This is a genomic window from Pseudomonas sp. Tof1, from assembly GCF_055390395.1.
In genome coordinates, this window is the sequence record NZ_AP024344.1 from 4,999,429 (window position 1) to 5,014,434 (window position 15,006).

General features: G+C 64.9%; 15 protein-coding genes. 12 read left to right on the forward strand and 3 right to left on the reverse strand.

Going from position 1 to position 15,006, the window contains the following annotated elements; all coding sequences use genetic code 11:
• Positions 1 to 26 precede the first annotated feature (26 nt).
• The 12 genes from ccoN to ACZ5KU_RS22300 all read left to right on the forward strand — a co-directional run bounded on the left by ccoN (position 27) and on the right by ACZ5KU_RS22300 (position 11,874).
• Complete coding sequence (ccoN, locus tag ACZ5KU_RS22245; protein ID WP_054061068.1) at positions 27 to 1,469, forward strand: cytochrome-c oxidase, cbb3-type subunit I; 1,443 nt, start codon at positions 27 to 29, stop codon at positions 1,467 to 1,469.
• Entirely contained in the window at positions 1,469 to 2,077 is a 609-nt protein-coding gene (ccoO, locus tag ACZ5KU_RS22250; RefSeq protein WP_017905624.1) for a cytochrome-c oxidase, cbb3-type subunit II, read from the forward strand. The genes ccoN and ccoO overlap by 1 nt, the downstream gene beginning before the upstream one ends.
• A 6-nt stretch (positions 2,078 to 2,083) precedes the next feature.
• Positions 2,084 to 2,269, forward strand: a complete 186-nt coding sequence (locus tag ACZ5KU_RS22255) for a CcoQ/FixQ family Cbb3-type cytochrome c oxidase assembly chaperone (protein WP_026145428.1) — start codon at positions 2,084 to 2,086, stop codon at positions 2,267 to 2,269.
• Complete coding sequence (ccoP, locus tag ACZ5KU_RS22260) at positions 2,266 to 3,240, forward strand: cytochrome-c oxidase, cbb3-type subunit III (RefSeq protein ID WP_054061069.1); 975 nt, start codon at positions 2,266 to 2,268, stop codon at positions 3,238 to 3,240. Before ACZ5KU_RS22255 ends, ccoP begins: the two co-directional genes overlap by 4 nt.
• A 312-nt stretch (positions 3,241 to 3,552) precedes the next feature.
• Positions 3,553 to 4,968, forward strand: a complete 1,416-nt coding sequence (gene ccoG / locus ACZ5KU_RS22265) for a cytochrome c oxidase accessory protein CcoG (protein WP_054061070.1) — start codon at positions 3,553 to 3,555, stop codon at positions 4,966 to 4,968.
• Between the two features lie 11 nt (positions 4,969 to 4,979).
• Positions 4,980 to 5,519, forward strand: a complete 540-nt coding sequence (locus ACZ5KU_RS22270) for a FixH family protein (protein ID WP_054062889.1) — start codon at positions 4,980 to 4,982, stop codon at positions 5,517 to 5,519.
• A 32-nt stretch (positions 5,520 to 5,551) separates the two neighbouring features.
• Positions 5,552 to 8,002, forward strand: coding sequence for a heavy metal translocating P-type ATPase (locus ACZ5KU_RS22275; protein ID WP_464736287.1), 2,451 nt, complete (start codon positions 5,552 to 5,554; stop codon positions 8,000 to 8,002).
• 22 nt (positions 8,003 to 8,024) lie between these two features.
• Positions 8,025 to 8,243 (forward strand): cbb3-type cytochrome oxidase assembly protein CcoS, encoded by a 219-nt coding sequence (gene ccoS / locus ACZ5KU_RS22280; protein ID WP_054061543.1) that lies wholly within the window; start codon positions 8,025 to 8,027, stop codon positions 8,241 to 8,243.
• A complete protein-coding gene (locus ACZ5KU_RS22285) occupies positions 8,236 to 8,919 on the forward strand; it encodes a sulfite exporter TauE/SafE family protein (RefSeq protein ID WP_464736288.1) in 684 nt (227 codons plus the stop codon). Before ccoS ends, ACZ5KU_RS22285 begins: the two co-directional genes overlap by 8 nt.
• A 91-nt stretch (positions 8,920 to 9,010) precedes the next feature.
• Entirely contained in the window at positions 9,011 to 10,393 is a 1,383-nt protein-coding gene (gene hemN / locus ACZ5KU_RS22290; protein WP_054061458.1) for an oxygen-independent coproporphyrinogen III oxidase, read from the forward strand.
• A gap of 107 nt (positions 10,394 to 10,500) precedes the next feature.
• The gene (gene fnr / locus ACZ5KU_RS22295; RefSeq protein WP_054061459.1) at positions 10,501 to 11,235 is read left to right on the forward strand and encodes a fumarate/nitrate reduction transcriptional regulator Fnr; all 735 of its coding nucleotides are present in this window, start codon (positions 10,501 to 10,503) and stop codon (positions 11,233 to 11,235) included.
• A gap of 90 nt (positions 11,236 to 11,325) precedes the next feature.
• Positions 11,326 to 11,874 (forward strand): adenine phosphoribosyltransferase, encoded by a 549-nt coding sequence (locus ACZ5KU_RS22300; protein WP_054061460.1) that lies wholly within the window; start codon positions 11,326 to 11,328, stop codon positions 11,872 to 11,874.
• 12 nt (positions 11,875 to 11,886) lie between these two features.
• On the opposite strand, the gene ACZ5KU_RS22305 is transcribed toward ACZ5KU_RS22300, so the two are convergent.
• The 3 genes from ACZ5KU_RS22305 to moaB form a co-directional block, all read right to left on the reverse strand.
• On the reverse strand, positions 11,887 to 13,035 hold the full coding sequence (locus ACZ5KU_RS22305; protein WP_054061461.1) for an acyl-CoA dehydrogenase family protein: 1,149 nt from the start codon (positions 13,033 to 13,035) through the stop codon (positions 11,887 to 11,889).
• A 190-nt stretch (positions 13,036 to 13,225) separates the two neighbouring features.
• Positions 13,226 to 14,413, reverse strand: coding sequence for a molybdopterin molybdotransferase MoeA (locus tag ACZ5KU_RS22310; protein WP_464737431.1), 1,188 nt, complete (start codon positions 14,411 to 14,413; stop codon positions 13,226 to 13,228).
• 22 nt (positions 14,414 to 14,435) lie between these two features.
• The gene (moaB, locus tag ACZ5KU_RS22315; protein ID WP_054058804.1) at positions 14,436 to 14,975 is read right to left on the reverse strand and encodes a molybdenum cofactor biosynthesis protein B; all 540 of its coding nucleotides are present in this window, start codon (positions 14,973 to 14,975) and stop codon (positions 14,436 to 14,438) included.
• Between the last annotated feature and the right edge of the window lie 31 nt (positions 14,976 to 15,006).

Consider the following 15,006-nt stretch of genomic DNA (forward strand, 5'->3'; position numbering starts at 1 on the left):
CTATACCCAAACCGTGGAACCTTAGAATGAGCACAGCAATAAGTCAGACTGCTTATAACTATAAGGTAGTCCGCCAGTTCGCCATCATGACGGTGGTCTGGGGGATCCTTGGCATGGGGCTCGGAGTCTTCATTGCCTCTCAACTGGTCTGGCCGGAGCTGAATTTCGGTCTGCCGTGGACGAGTTTTGGACGCCTGCGCCCGCTGCACACCAACCTGGTGATCTTCGCCTTCGGTGGTTGTGCACTGTTTGCCACCTCCTACTATGTGGTGCAGCGTACCTGCCAGGTGCGACTGATCTCCGACAGCCTCGCGGCCTTCCACTTCTGGGGTTGGCAAGCCGTGATCGTCGGCGCCCTGGTCACCCTGCCGCTGGGCTACACCACCACCAAGGAATACGCGGAACTGGAGTGGCCGCTGGCTATCCTGCTGGCCATCGTCTGGGTGGTCTACGCCCTGGTGTTCTTCGGCACCATCATCAAGCGCAAGACCAAGCACATCTATGTCGGCAACTGGTTCTACGGTGCGTTCATCATCGTTACCGCCATGCTGCACATCGTCAACCACGCCTCGCTGCCGGTGAGCTTCTTCAAGTCCTACTCGGCCTACTCCGGCGCGACCGACGCGATGATCCAGTGGTGGTACGGGCATAACGCGGTGGGCTTCTTCCTCACCACCGGCTTCCTCGGGATGATGTACTACTTCGTGCCGAAACAGGCCGAACGCCCGATCTACTCCTATCGCCTGTCCATCGTCCACTTCTGGGCACTGATCACCCTGTACATCTGGGCCGGTCCCCACCACCTGCACTACACCGCCCTGCCGGACTGGGCACAGTCACTGGGCATGGCCATGTCGATCATCCTGCTGGCCCCGAGCTGGGGCGGCATGATCAACGGCATGATGACCCTCTCCGGCGCCTGGCATAAGCTGCGCACCGACCCGATCCTGCGCTTCCTCGTCGTCTCCCTGGCGTTCTACGGCATGTCGACCTTCGAGGGTCCGATGATGGCGATCAAGACCGTCAACTCGCTCTCGCACTACACCGACTGGACCATCGGCCACGTCCACGCCGGCGCCCTCGGCTGGGTGGCGATGATTTCCATCGGTGCGGTCTATCACATGATTCCCAAGCTGTTCGGCCGCGAGCAGATGCACAGCGTCGGCCTGATCAACGCGCACTTCTGGCTGGCGACCATCGGCACGGTGCTCTACATCGCCTCGATGTGGGTCAACGGCATCACCCAGGGCCTGATGTGGCGGGCGATCAATGACGACGGCACGCTGACCTACTCCTTCGTCGAAGCGCTGCAGGCCAGCCACCCCGGCTTCATCGTCCGCGCCCTGGGCGGGGCGTTCTTCGCCACGGGCATGCTGCTGATGGCCTACAACACCTTCCGTACCGTTCGCGCCTCGAACCCGGCTGAAGCTGAAGCCGCCGCTCAGATCGCTGTCGTTGGAGCCCACTGATGAAGCACGAAGTAGTCGAGAAGAATATCGGCCTGCTGGCCTTCTTCATGGTCATCGCCGTGAGCATCGGCGGCCTGACCCAGATCGTCCCGCTGTTCTTCCAGGACGTCACCAACAAGCCGGTCGAAGGCATGAAGCCACGTACCGCCCTGGAACTGGAAGGCCGCGACATCTACATCGCCAACGGTTGTGTCGGCTGCCACTCGCAGATGATCCGGCCGTTCCGCGCCGAAACCGAACGCTACGGGCACTACTCGGTAGCCGGTGAAAGCGTCTGGGACCACCCGTTCCTGTGGGGCTCCAAGCGTACCGGCCCGGACCTGGCCCGTGTCGGCGGTCGTTACTCCGATGACTGGCACCGCGCGCACCTGTACAACCCGCGCAACGTGGTGCCCGAGTCGAAAATGCCGGCGTACCCGTTCCTCGTGGAAAACAAGCTCGACGGCAAGGACACCGCGAAGAAGATGGAAGTCCTGCGCTCGCTCGGCGTGCCCTATACCGACGAAGACATCGCCGGTGCCAGGGATGCCGTGAAGGGCAAGACCGAAATGGACGCGCTGGTGGCCTACCTGCAAGGCCTTGGCACCATCATCAAAAGCAAACGGTGATTGTTCATGGATATCGGGATGATTCGTGGCCTTGGCACCCTCGTGGTGATGGTGGCCTTTGTCGGCCTGGCCTTGTGGGTCTTCAGCCCCAAGCGCAAGGCGGAGTTTGAAGACGCGACCTTGCTGCCTTTCGCGGACGATCCCGAAGCCATCAAGCACGTCGAGCAAGCTTCTAGGAGTAACAAAGAATGACTACGTTCTGGAGTCTGTACGTCACAGTCCTCAGTCTGGGTACCATCTTCGCCTTGACCTGGCTGCTGCTGTCGACCCGCAAGGGCCAGCGCGCCGAGCAGACCGACGAGACCGTCGGCCACTCCTTCGACGGCATCGAGGAGTACGACAACCCACTGCCGAAATGGTGGTTCATGCTGTTCGTCGGCACCCTGATCTTCGCTCTCGGCTACCTGGTGCTGTACCCGGGCCTGGGCAACTGGAAAGGGGTACTGCCAGGTTACAACTACCTGGACAACGAGAAGCAGACCCCCTTCGCCAACGGTCAGACCGGCTGGACCGGCGTGCACGAGTGGGAGAAGGAAATGGCCAGGTCGGATGCCAAATTCGGGCCGATCTTCGCCAAATACGCCGCCATGCCCATCGAGGAAGTGGCCAAGGACCCGCAGGCCCTGAAGATGGGTGGGCGACTGTTCGCCTCCAACTGCTCGGTGTGTCACGGTTCAGACGCCAAGGGGGCCTATGGCTTCCCCAACCTGACCGATGAAGACTGGCGCTGGGGCGGCGACCCGCAGACCATCAAGCAGACCATCATGGGCGGTCGCCATGCGGTGATGCCGGCCTGGGCCGAGGTGATCGGCGAGCAGGGCGTGGCCGATGTCGCCGCGTTCGTGCTGACCAACCTCGACGGTCGCAAGCTGCCGGAAGGCGCCAAGGCCGACCCGGTCAATGGCCAGAAGCTGTTCGCCGCCAACTGCGTGGCCTGCCATGGACCGGAAGGCAAGGGTACCCCGGCCATGGGCGCACCGAACCTGACGCACCCGGCCGCGTTCATCTACGGTTCGAGCTTCGCGCAGTTGCAACAGACCATCCGTTACGGTCGCCAGGGGCAGATGCCGGCCCAGGAGCAGACCCAGGGCAACGACAAGGTCCACCTGCTGGCGGCCTACGTCTACAGCCTGTCCCACGGTAACGACAAGCCCGCCGAATAAGCCCCGGCTTGCCGCAACGACAAAGGCCCCGCCGGCATGGACCGACGGGGCCTTTTTCATGGTGCAGGGCCCTCACGCCCGCCAGAATCGGCACATGCCAGCCACGGCCTTGGCCTATAGTCAATTGATCTGAGTCATGCTTTGTTACATTCGCTACACCATACCGAGCTTTCACCCAACGCGACCAAAGGTCGCACCCGTTGAGCCGGGGCAGAGGCGTATCATTAAGCCACTGCACTAAGCTTCAACGCTATCCGATCACGGTCGGCACGTACTGACCGCGACATTTTCCCCCTGCCGTGGGATGCAATGATGAGCAATCAGATTCCGGTACACGACGTCACTCCGCCTGCCAAGCAACAGAACAACGCCGTCGACCTCTACGCCTCACGCGAAAAAATCTACACCCGAGCCTTCACCGGGCTGTTCCGCAACCTGCGGATGGCCGGCGGCGCCGTGCTGTTCCTGCTCTACTTCGGTACGGTCTGGCTGAACTGGGGTGGCCACCAGGCCGTCTGGTGGAACCTGCCGGAACGCAAGTTCTTCATCTTCGGCGCAACCTTCTGGCCCCAGGACTTCATCCTGCTGTCGGGTATGCTGATCATCGCCGCCTTCGGCCTGTTCTTCATCACCGTCTACGCCGGGCGCATCTGGTGCGGCTACACCTGCCCGCAGAGCGTCTGGACCTGGATCTTCATGTGGTGCGAGAAAGTCACCGAGGGTGATCGCAACCAGCGCATCAAGCTCGACAAGGCGCCGATGAGCGCCAACAAGTTCCTGCGCAAGTTCAGCAAGCACAGCCTGTGGCTGCTGATCGGCTTCGTCACCGGCATGACCTTCGTCGGCTACTTCTCGCCGATCCGCGAACTGGTGATCGACTTCTTCACCGGGCAAGCCGATGGCTGGTCGTATTTCTGGGTCGGTTTCTTCACCCTCGCCACCTATGGCAACGCCGGCTGGCTGCGTGAGCAGGTGTGCATCTACATGTGCCCCTACGCGCGTTTCCAGAGCGTGATGTTCGACAAGGACACCCTGATCGTCTCCTACGACCCGCGCCGTGGCGAGGGCCGTGGCCCGCGCAAGAAGGGCGCCGACTACAAGGCCCAGGGCCTGGGCGACTGCATCGACTGCACGATGTGCGTGCAGGTCTGCCCCACCGGCATCGACATCCGCGATGGCCTGCAGATCGAATGCATCGGCTGCGCCGCCTGCATCGACGCCTGTGACAGCATCATGGACAAGATGGAATATCCGCGCGGGCTGATCAGCTACACCACCGAGCACAACCTGTCCGGGCAGAAGACCCACACCCTGCGCCCTCGCCTGATCGGCTACGCGGTGGTGCTGCTGGCGATGATCAGTCTGTTGATCACCGCGTTCCTCATGCGCTCGCTGGTCGGCTTCGACGTCAGCAAGGACCGCGTCCTCTATCGCGAAAATGCCGAGGGTCGGATCGAGAACGTCTACAGCCTGAAGATCATGAACAAGGACCAGCGCGACCACACCTACGTGCTCGATGCCGCCGGCCTGCCCGACCTGCGCCTGCAGGGGCGGCGCGAGATCCGCGTGCCGGCCGGGGAGATCTTCAGCATGCCGGTGGAACTCTCCAGTTCTCCCGAGCAACTGCCGTCGAGCACCAACGAGGTGAAATTCATCCTCAGGGACGCCGATGACGCCAGCGTTCACGTCGAAGCCAAGAGCCGGTTCATCGGCCCGCAAATTCGCTAAGGGAAGCCACAATGTCCGTCGCAACTGCCACCCACCCCTGGTACAAGCACCTCTGGCCGTGGATCATCATCGGCATCCTGGCCTGCTCGGTCGCCCTGACCCTGTCGATGGTGACCATCGCGGTGAAGAACCCGGACAACCTGGTCAACGACAACTACTACGAGGCCGGCAAGGGCATCAACCGTTCCCTGGACCGCGAGTTGCTGGCCCAGTCGCTGAAGATGCGCGCCAACGTGCACTTCGACGACGTGACCGGTGAGGTCGACCTGCGCCTGAGCGGCGACAGCACGCCTGCGACCCTGGAGTTGAACCTGATCTCGCCGACCCAGCCGGAGAAGGATCGCAAGATCAGCCTCAACCGCAGCCAGACCGAACAGGGCCGCTACATCGGCCAGTTGAGCGACAAGGTCGAGGGCCGGCGCTTCGTCGAACTGCTGGGTACCCAGGACGGCAAGACCTGGCGGATGTTCGAGGAAGAGCAGGTCAGCCACGACCGCGACCTGCTGCTGGGCGACGAGCCGCTCAAGGGTGCCGAAGACCTCGACAACTGACCGCGCACGGAATCGATCGACCCACATCACTTATGACCACCCCACTCCCCTGTTACCACTGCGCCCTGCCCGTCCCCTCGGGCAGCCGCTTCACCGCCGCAGTGCTGGGCGAGACCCGCGAGTTCTGCTGCCCGGGCTGCCAGGCCGTGGCCGAGGCCATCGTCGCCGGCGGCCTGGAGCACTACTACAGCCATCGCAGCGAGACCTCCGCCAACCCCGACGTCCTGCCGGTGCAACTGCCGGATGAACTGGCGCTGTACGACCGTGCCGATGTGCAGCAGCCCTTCGTCCGTCACGACGGCGAACTGGCCGAAACCACCCTGCTGATCGAAGGCATCAGTTGCGCGGCCTGCGGCTGGCTGATCGAAAGGCACCTGCGCAACCTGCCGGCGGTGGCCGAGGCGCGGCTGAACCTGTCCAATCACCGCTTGCAGGTCAGCTGGGCCGACAGCCAACTGCCGCTGAGCAGCCTGCTGGCCGAACTGCGGCAGATCGGCTACGCCGCCCACCCCTATCGACCCGACCGCGCCAGCGAACAGTTGGCCGCCGAGAACCGCAAGTCCCTGCGCCAGCTGGGCGTGGCCGGCCTGCTGTGGTTCCAGGCGATGATGGCGACCATGGCCACCTGGCCGGAATTCAATATCGACCTGAGCCCGGAGCTGCATGTCATCCTGCGCTGGGTCGCGCTGTTCCTGACCACCCCGATCGTCTTCTACAGTTGCGCGCCGTTCTTTCGCGGCGCCCTGCGCGACCTGCGTACCCGCCACCTGACCATGGACGTCTCGGTCTCGCTGGCGATCGGCAGCGCCTACTGCGCCGGGATCTGGACCTCGATCAGCGGCGTCGGCGAGCTGTACTTCGATGCGGTGGGCATGTTCGCCCTGTTTCTGCTGGCCGGCCGCTATCTGGAACGACGCGCCCGCGAGCGCACGGCGGCGGCCACCGCGCAACTGGTCAACCTGCTGCCGGCGTCCTGCCTGCGCCTGCAGGCGGACGGCCAGAGCGAACGCATCCTGCTCGATGAACTGCGCCTGGGTGACCAGGTGCTGGTGCATCCCGGTGCCGTGCTACCCGCGGACGGCCGGATTCTCCAGGGCCAGTCGAGCATCGACGAATCGCTGCTGACCGGCGAATACCTGCCGCAACCGCGTGGCCCGGGCGAGGCGGTCACCGCCGGCACGCTGAACGTCGAAGGCGCCCTGACGGTCGAGATCCTCGCCCTCGGCCAGGACACTCGCCTGTCGGCCATCGTCCGCCTGCTGGAACGGGCCCAGAGCGAGAAGCCGCACCTGGCGGAGATCGCCGACCGCGCCTCGCAATGGTTCCTGCTGCTGTCGCTGATCGCCGCCGTGGCCATCGGCCTGCTCTGGTGGCAGGTCGAGCCACAGCGGGCGTTCTGGATCGTCCTGGCGATGCTGGTGGCGACCTGCCCCTGCGCCCTGTCGCTGGCCACCCCGACCGCCCTCACCGCGGCCACCGGCACCCTGCACAAGCTCGGCCTGCTGCTGACCCGCGGGCATGTGCTCGAAGGGCTGAACCAGATCGACACGGTGATTTTCGACAAGACCGGCACCCTCACCGAAGGCCGCCTGGCGCTGCGCGCCATCCACCCGCTGGGAGCGCTGGACAGCGAACGCTGCCTGGCCTTGGCCGCGGCGCTGGAGAACCGCTCCGAGCACCCGATCGCCAGGGCCTTCGGCCGTGCCCCGCAAGCCGCCGAAGACGTCCTGAGTACACCCGGACGCGGCCTGGAAGGCCGGGTCGGCGCGCAGTGGTTGCGGATCGGCCAGGCGCAGTTCGTCTGTGAACTCAGCGGCTGCGCCCTGCCGACAGCGCCGGATGCCAGCGGACAGTGGCTGCTGCTCGGCGACCGCCAGGGCGCGCTGGCCTGGTTCGTCCTCGACGACCGGCTGCGCGGCGATGCCCCGGACCTGCTCGCGGCCTGCCGTGCCCGTGGCTGGCGCACCCTGCTGCTATCCGGCGACAGTTCGCCGATGGTCACCGACGTGGCTGCGCAACTGGGGATCGACGAGGCCCGTGGCGGGCTGAGCCCGGATGACAAGTTGCAGGTGCTCAGGCAATTGCAGCAGCAGGGCCGCAAGGTGCTGATGCTGGGGGACGGGGTCAACGACGTGCCGGTGCTGGCCGCGGCCGACATCAGCGTCGCCATGGGCTCGGCCACCGACCTGGCCAAGACCAGTGCCGACGCCGTGCTGCTGTCCAACCGCCTCGACGCCCTGGTGCAGGCCTTCGACCTGGCCCGCCGGACCCGTCGGGTGATCATCGAGAACCTGGCCTGGGCGGCACTGTACAATGGCCTCATGTTGCCGTTCGCCGCCCTCGGCTGGATCACGCCGATATGGGCGGCGGTCGGTATGTCCATCAGCTCGTTGACGGTGGTGCTGAACGCCTTGCGCCTGACTCGCCTGCCCGGCCCGCAGGGCGACCACGTCCTGAACGAAACCCGCCCGCAACCGGCCTGAACCGGGCGGGCCTGGAGTAAAGATGCCAGCACTCTACGTGATGATCCCGGCGGCACTGCTGATCGTCGCCATCGCCGTCTACATTTTCTTCTGGGCGGTGGACAGCGGCCAGTACGACGACCTCGACGGCCCGGCCCACAGCATCCTGTTCGACGACCAGGACCCGAACCACAAGGCCGCCATCGACGAGGCCGACGGTACGGGCAACGAGCGCGATCGGCGGACGCCGCCCCATGCCTGAACTGGTGCCACTGCTGGTTTCCGCGGTGATCCTCGGCCTGCTCGGCGGCGGTCATTGCCTGGGCATGTGCGGCGGCCTGATGGGCGCCCTGACCCTGGCGATCCCCCGCGAACAACGGGCGCGACGCCTGCGCCTGCTGCTGGCCTACAACCTCGGGCGGGGGCTCAGCTACGGAGCGGCCGGCCTGCTCACCGGGCTGGCCGGCTGGGCGGTGGCCAGCAGCCCGGCGGCGGCGGCGTTGCGGGTCGTGGCTGGCCTGCTGCTGATCGGCATGGGCCTGTACCTGGCCGGCTGGTGGAGTGGCCTGACCCGCATCGAAGCTCTCGGCCGCGGTCTGTGGCGGCATATCCAACCGGTTGCCAATCGCCTGCTGCCGGTGTCGAGCCTGCCCCGTGCGCTGCTGCTGGGTACGCTCTGGGGCTGGCTGCCGTGTGGCCTGGTCTACAGCACGCTGCTGTGGGCGGCGAGCCGCGGCAACGCGCTGGACAGCGCGCTGCTGATGCTCGCCTTCGGCCTGGGCACCTGGCCGGTGCTGCTGGCGACCGGGCTGGCGGCGGAACGGGTCACGGCGCTGTTGCGCAAACGCGGTGTACGCCTGGGCGGCGGCCTGCTGGTGATGCTGTTCGGCCTGTGGACCCTGCCGGGACCGCACCAGCACTGGTTGATGGGGCACTGAGCGGCTCCGAGACCCTTGATACAAATCAACATGCCTGCGTCGCGATCCCCCTAGACTCCGGGCATTGCAGCCAATCCGGGGGAACGCCCGCATGCTCGACGCCATTCGTTGGGACTCTGATCTTATTCGCCGTTACGACCTTGCGGGACCGCGTTACACCTCCTACCCCACCGCCGTACAATTCAACAGCCAGGTCGGCACCTTCGACCTGTTGCACGCCCTGCGCGACAGCCGCAAGGCCTCGCGGCCGCTGTCGCTGTATGTGCATGTGCCGTTCTGCGCGAACATCTGCTACTACTGCGCCTGCAACAAGGTCATCACCAAGGACCGCGGCCGCGCCCAGCCCTACCTGCAGCGCCTGGAGCAGGAAATCCAGCTGGTGGCCTGCCATCTGGACCCGAACCAGAAAGTCGAGCAGTTGCACTTCGGCGGTGGCACGCCGACCTTTCTCAGCCATGACGAACTGCGCCAATTGATGGCCAGGCTGCGCCAGCACTTCAACCTGCTGGATGACGACTCCGGCGACTACGGCATCGAGATCGACCCGCGGGAAGCCGACTGGTCGACCATGGGCCTGTTGCGCGAGCTGGGCTTCAACCGGATCAGCATCGGCCTGCAGGACCTCGACCCGAGCGTGCAGCGGGCGGTCAATCGCCTGCAGAGCCTGGATGAAACCCGTGCGGTGATCGAGGCGGCGCGGACCCTGCAATTCCGCTCGATCAATATCGACCTGATCTACGGCCTGCCCAAGCAGACCCCGGAACATTTCGCCCGCACCGTGGACGAAGTGATCAACCTGCAGCCGGACCGCCTTTCGGTGTTCAACTATGCCCACCTGCCCGAGCGCTTCCTGCCCCAGCGGCGGATCAACAGCCATGAGCTGCCGGCTCCGGCCGACAAGCTGGAAATGCTCCATCGCACCATCGAGCAATTGACCGCCGCCGGCTATCGCTACATCGGCATGGATCACTTCGCCCTGCCGGACGACGAACTGGCGATCGCCCAGGAAGAGTCCACCCTGCAGCGCAACTTCCAGGGCTACACCACCCATGGCCACTGCGACCTGATCGGCTTGGGCGTGTCGGCCATCAGCCAGATCGGCGACCTGTACTGCCAGAACAGCAGCGACCTGAACCAGTACCAGAACACCCTGGCCAGCGCGCAACTGGCCACCAGTCGCGGCCTGCTGTGCAACGCCGACGACCGGCTGCGCCGGGAAGTGATCCAGCAGATCATCTGCAACTTCAGCCTGGAGTTCGCCCGGATCGAGCAGCAGTTCACCCTCGACTTCCGCGGCTACTTCGCCGAACTCTGGCCACGCCTGATGGGCATGGCCGACGATGGCCTGATCGAGCTGGACAACGAGCGGCTCACCGTTCTGCCCGCCGGGCGCCTGCTGGTACGCTCGGTGTGCATGGTATTCGATGCCTACCTGGAACAGCAGAATCGCCAGCGCTTCTCCCGGGTGATCTGAAAATTACACTTTCGTAGGGGTGCGCCATTTTGGCGCAGGCTGGCCTGAACAAGCCCTGCTGGGGTACCCTTACGGCTTATGTGTGATTTCCCACAAGGATTCAAGAAATGTCCGAGCCCGTGAAGCTGCGCGCCCACAGCCAGGCCAACTGCAAGGATTGCAGCCTGGCCCCTCTCTGCCTGCCACTTTCATTGAATCTGGAGGACATGGATGCGCTGGACGAAATCGTCAAACGCGGCCGCCCGCTGAAGAAAGGGGAATTCCTCTTTCGCCAGGGCGATACCTTCGGCTCCGTCTACGCCGTGCGCTCCGGCGCACTGAAGACCTTCAGCCTGAGCGACGGCGGCGAGGAACAGATCACCGGTTTCCACCTGCCCAGCGAACTGGTCGGGCTGTCGGGGATGGACACCGAGACCTACCCGGTATCGGCCCAGGCCCTGGAAACCACTTCGGTGTGCGAGATTCCCTTCGAGCGCCTGGACGAACTGGCCCTGCAACTGCCGCAGTTGCGCCGCCAACTGATGCGGGTGATGAGCCGGGAGATCCGCGACGACCAGCAGATGATGCTGCTATTGTCGAAAAAGACCGCCGACGAGCGGATCGCCACGTTCCTGGTCAACCTTTCGGCCCGTTTCCGCGCCCGCGGGTTCTCCGCCAACCAGTTCCGCCTGAGCATGTCGCGCAACGAGATCGGCAACTACCTGGGCCTTGCGGTGGAAACCGTCTCGCGGGTGTTCACCCGCTTCCAGGGCAGCGAACTGATCGCCGCCGAAGGCAAGGAAGTGCACATCCTCGACCCGATCCAGCTCTGTGCCCTCGCCGGCGGTTCGCTGGAAAGCTGATCCGGCGGCCGGCCTGACCAATTCGCACAGGCCACTGGGCACCGTCGCAGGTATACTGGGCACCTACCGCTCTCCAGGAAACCTGCGACGATGGCTTTCGACACCTTCGACATCAAATCCCTGATCCGCCCGGTTATCGATTTCCCGAAACCGGGCGTGATTTTCCGCGACATCACGCCACTGTTCCAGTCGCCACGGGCGGTCCGGCTGGTGGCCGACAGCTTCATCCACCGTTATGTCGAAGCCGACTTCAGCCACATCGGCGCGATGGACGCCCGCGGCTTCCTGATCGGCTCGATCATCGCCCACCAGTTGAACAAGCCGCTGATCCTGTTCCGCAAGCAGGGCAAGTTGCCAGCGGATGTCCTGTCCGAGGGCTACCAGACCGAATACGGCGAGGCCTTCCTCGAAGTGCATGCCGACAGCCTGTGCGAAGGCGATTCGGTGCTGATCTTCGATGACCTGATCGCCACCGGCGGCACCCTGATCGCCGCCGCCAACCTGGTCCGGCGCATGGGCGCCAAGGTCTTCGAGGCCGCCGCGATCATCGATCTGCCGGAGCTGGGCGGCTCCCGGCGGCTGAACGACATGAACGTGCCGACCTACTGCCTGACCCAATTCTCGCTGGCGGAAAAGTAACGGCCGGTGGGCTCAGAGCCCCATCTGCTTGCCGATGATCTCGTTCATCACTTCGCGGGTACCGCCGCCGATGGAGAGGATGCGGTTGTCGCGGTACAACCGCTCCACCAGGCTCTCGCGCATATAGCCGAGGCCCCCGAGGATCTGCACCGCATCGTGGGTGATCCGTTCGGCGGTATCGGTGGCGAAGTTCTTCGCCATCGACACCTCCTTGACCACGCTCTGCCCTGCCGCCATCTTCGCCGCCTGGCGATAGGTGAATTCCCGTGATACCTCCAGTGCCGTCGCCATCTCGGCCAGGCGGTGCCGGATCACCTGGAACTTGCCGATGGGTTTGCCGAAGGCTTCGCGTGCTCGCGCCCATTTCAGGCTTTCCTCCAACGCCAGCTGGGCGGTCATGTTGGCCATGATCGCCAGTGCCAGGCGTTCGTTCTGGAAGTTGCCCATGATGCAGGCAAACCCCATGTTCTCGGCACCGATCAGGTTGCCCAGCGGTACCCGGCAATCGTCGAAGAACAGTTCGGCGGTATCCGACGCCCACCAGCCCATCTTCTTCAACGGCCGGCCGACGGTGAAACCCGGTGTGCCCTTCTCGACCAGCAACAGGCTGATACCACCAAAACCCGGCTCGCCGGTGCGTACCGCCACGGTGTAATAGTCGGCGCGCACGCCGCTGGTGATGAAGGTCTTGCTGCCGCTGACGCGGTAACAGTCGCCATCGCGCACGGCACGGGTCTGCAGGTTGGCGACATCCGATCCGCCGCCCGGCTCGGTCACTGCCAGGGCACTGATCTTCTCGCCGGCCAGCACGGCCGGCACCACCCGCTCACGCACCTCCGGTCGCGCCCATTTGACGATGGGGGGCAGGCCGATATCCAGGGAGCCGAGGCCCGCCACCAGGCCGCCGGAGCCGCAGCGCATCAGTTCCTCGCTGGCCGCGACCTTGGCGAACAGATCGCCTTCATGGCTGCCGCCCAGCACCTCGGGATAACCGATACCGAGGATACCGGCGGCACCAGCCTTGAGGTAAAGCTCGCGGGGGAAGCCTTCGGCTTCTTCCCATTGCTCGATGTCCGGAAGAATTTCCCGCTCGACGAAACGCCTGACGCTGTCGCGTATCAGTTGATGGCCGGGGTTGAAGTATTCCTGAAAGGCAGACATGGGCAAGCTCCCTGGGAAGACCCAGAGAACTTACCTAGCGCTTGCTTGGTTTTCAAGTCCCTTGCATGCGGTGATATTGAGGATGCTTTCGCGGGCAAGCCACGCTCCTACAGGCCCGAGTCGTACGCAAGTCTGATGCCCGGCTTGGGCCTGTAGGAGCGTGGCTTGCCCGCGAAGCGCTTGGCGACTGTCAGCCGAGCACTTCACTCAGGGGAATGAAGTTCAGCCAATCGCCCTCCACCAGCGTGGTCCCCTCCAACACTTCCACCAGCCCTTCGGCCCACGCCGCACTGCGCAGGACACCGGAGCTCTGGTTGCGGTAGATGATCGCCCGGCCCTTCTCCAGCCGTGCACGCAGGTATTCGCGGCGATTGCCGGGCTTGGGCCAGGCGAACCCGGCCGGCACCCGCAAGCGCAACGGCTCGACCTCCTGCACACCCTGGCGGCGCAGCAGGTAGGGGCGCGCCAGCAGCGCAAAGGTCACCAGGGTCGACGCCGGGTTACCCGGCAGGCCGATCACCGGCACCCCGCGAAAATGCCCGAAGGTCAGCGGCTTGCCCGGCTTGATCGCCAGTTTCCACAGGTCCAGTTCGCCGGCCTCGCGCAAGGCGATGCCGAGGAAGTCCGCTTCACCGACCGACACGCCGCCGGTGGACAGGATCAGGTCGACATCCCCCAGCTCCGCCAGGCGCTGGCGGGTGGCCGGCAGATCGTCTGGCAGGATTCCGGCATCGACCACGGTGCAACCCAGCCGCTTGAGCCAGCTGCAGAGCAGGACCCGATTGCTGTTGTAGATCTGCCCTGCCCCCAGCGGCTGGCCCGGCTCGACCAGTTCATCACCGGTCGACAGCACCGCGACGCGCACCGGGCGGATCACCGCCAGTTCGGCACAGCCGAGTGAGGCCGCCAGCCCCTGCTCCACCGGCCCCAGGCGAGTGCCCGCCGACAAGACCCGTTCGCCGACCGTGGTTTCCTGGCCCTGGGGCCGAATGTTCTGCTGTGGCTTGAGTGGCTGGGTGAAACGTACCCGCTGATCGTCCTGCACCTCGGCGTTTTCCTGCATTTCCACGCAGTCGGCGCCGGCCGGCACCGGCGCGCCGGTGAAGATCCGTGCACAGGTGCCAGGCAGCAGCGGCTGCGGGGCCTGCCCGGCGAAAATCCGCTGGCTGACAGGCAACGGCTCGCCCTGCCAGTCGGCCAGGCGCAGCGCATAACCATCCATGGCACTGTTCGGCCAGGGCGGCAGATCGAGGCTGGAGACCAGGTCCTCGGCCAGCACCCGACCCTCGACAGCCGCCAGCGGCAGGCGCTCGACCTCGCGGATCGGCTCCGCCTCGGCCAGTTCGAGCAGCCGGGCCAAGGCGACTTCGACCGGCATCAGCGCACCGCTCTTGCCCGGCTTACCCGCGGGATTCACAAGGCGCCGCCTGTTTCAGGTGTGGAACGAAGTTGCAGGGGCGGTGACGCGAGTCCAGCTGTTCGGCGAGGATGCCGTCCCAGCCGGTGCGCACCGCGTTGGTCGAACCCGGCAGGCAGCAGACCAGCGTGCCGTTGGCCAGGCCGGCCAGGGCCCGCGACTGCACGGTGGAGGTGCCGATATCGGCCACGGAAATCTGCCGGAACAATTCGCCGAAACCGTCGACCTGCTTGTCCAGCAGGCAGGTTACCGCCTCCGGGGTACTGTCACGGCCGGTGAAGCCGGTGCCGCCGGTGATCAGCACGACCTGGACCACCTCCTCGGCAATCCAGGTAGCGACCTGGGCACGGATCCGATACAGGTCGTCCTTGAGCAGCACCCGCTCGGCCAGGTGGTGACCGGCGGCAGTCAGGCGATCGACGAAGACCTGCCCGGAGGTGTCGGTTTCCAGGGTACGGGTATCACTGACAGTCAGGACCGCGATATTCAGCGGTACAAAAGGGGTATCAGCCTTGGCTTTCATAGGCTCGGTCCAATGTGATGGAAGAATGCGT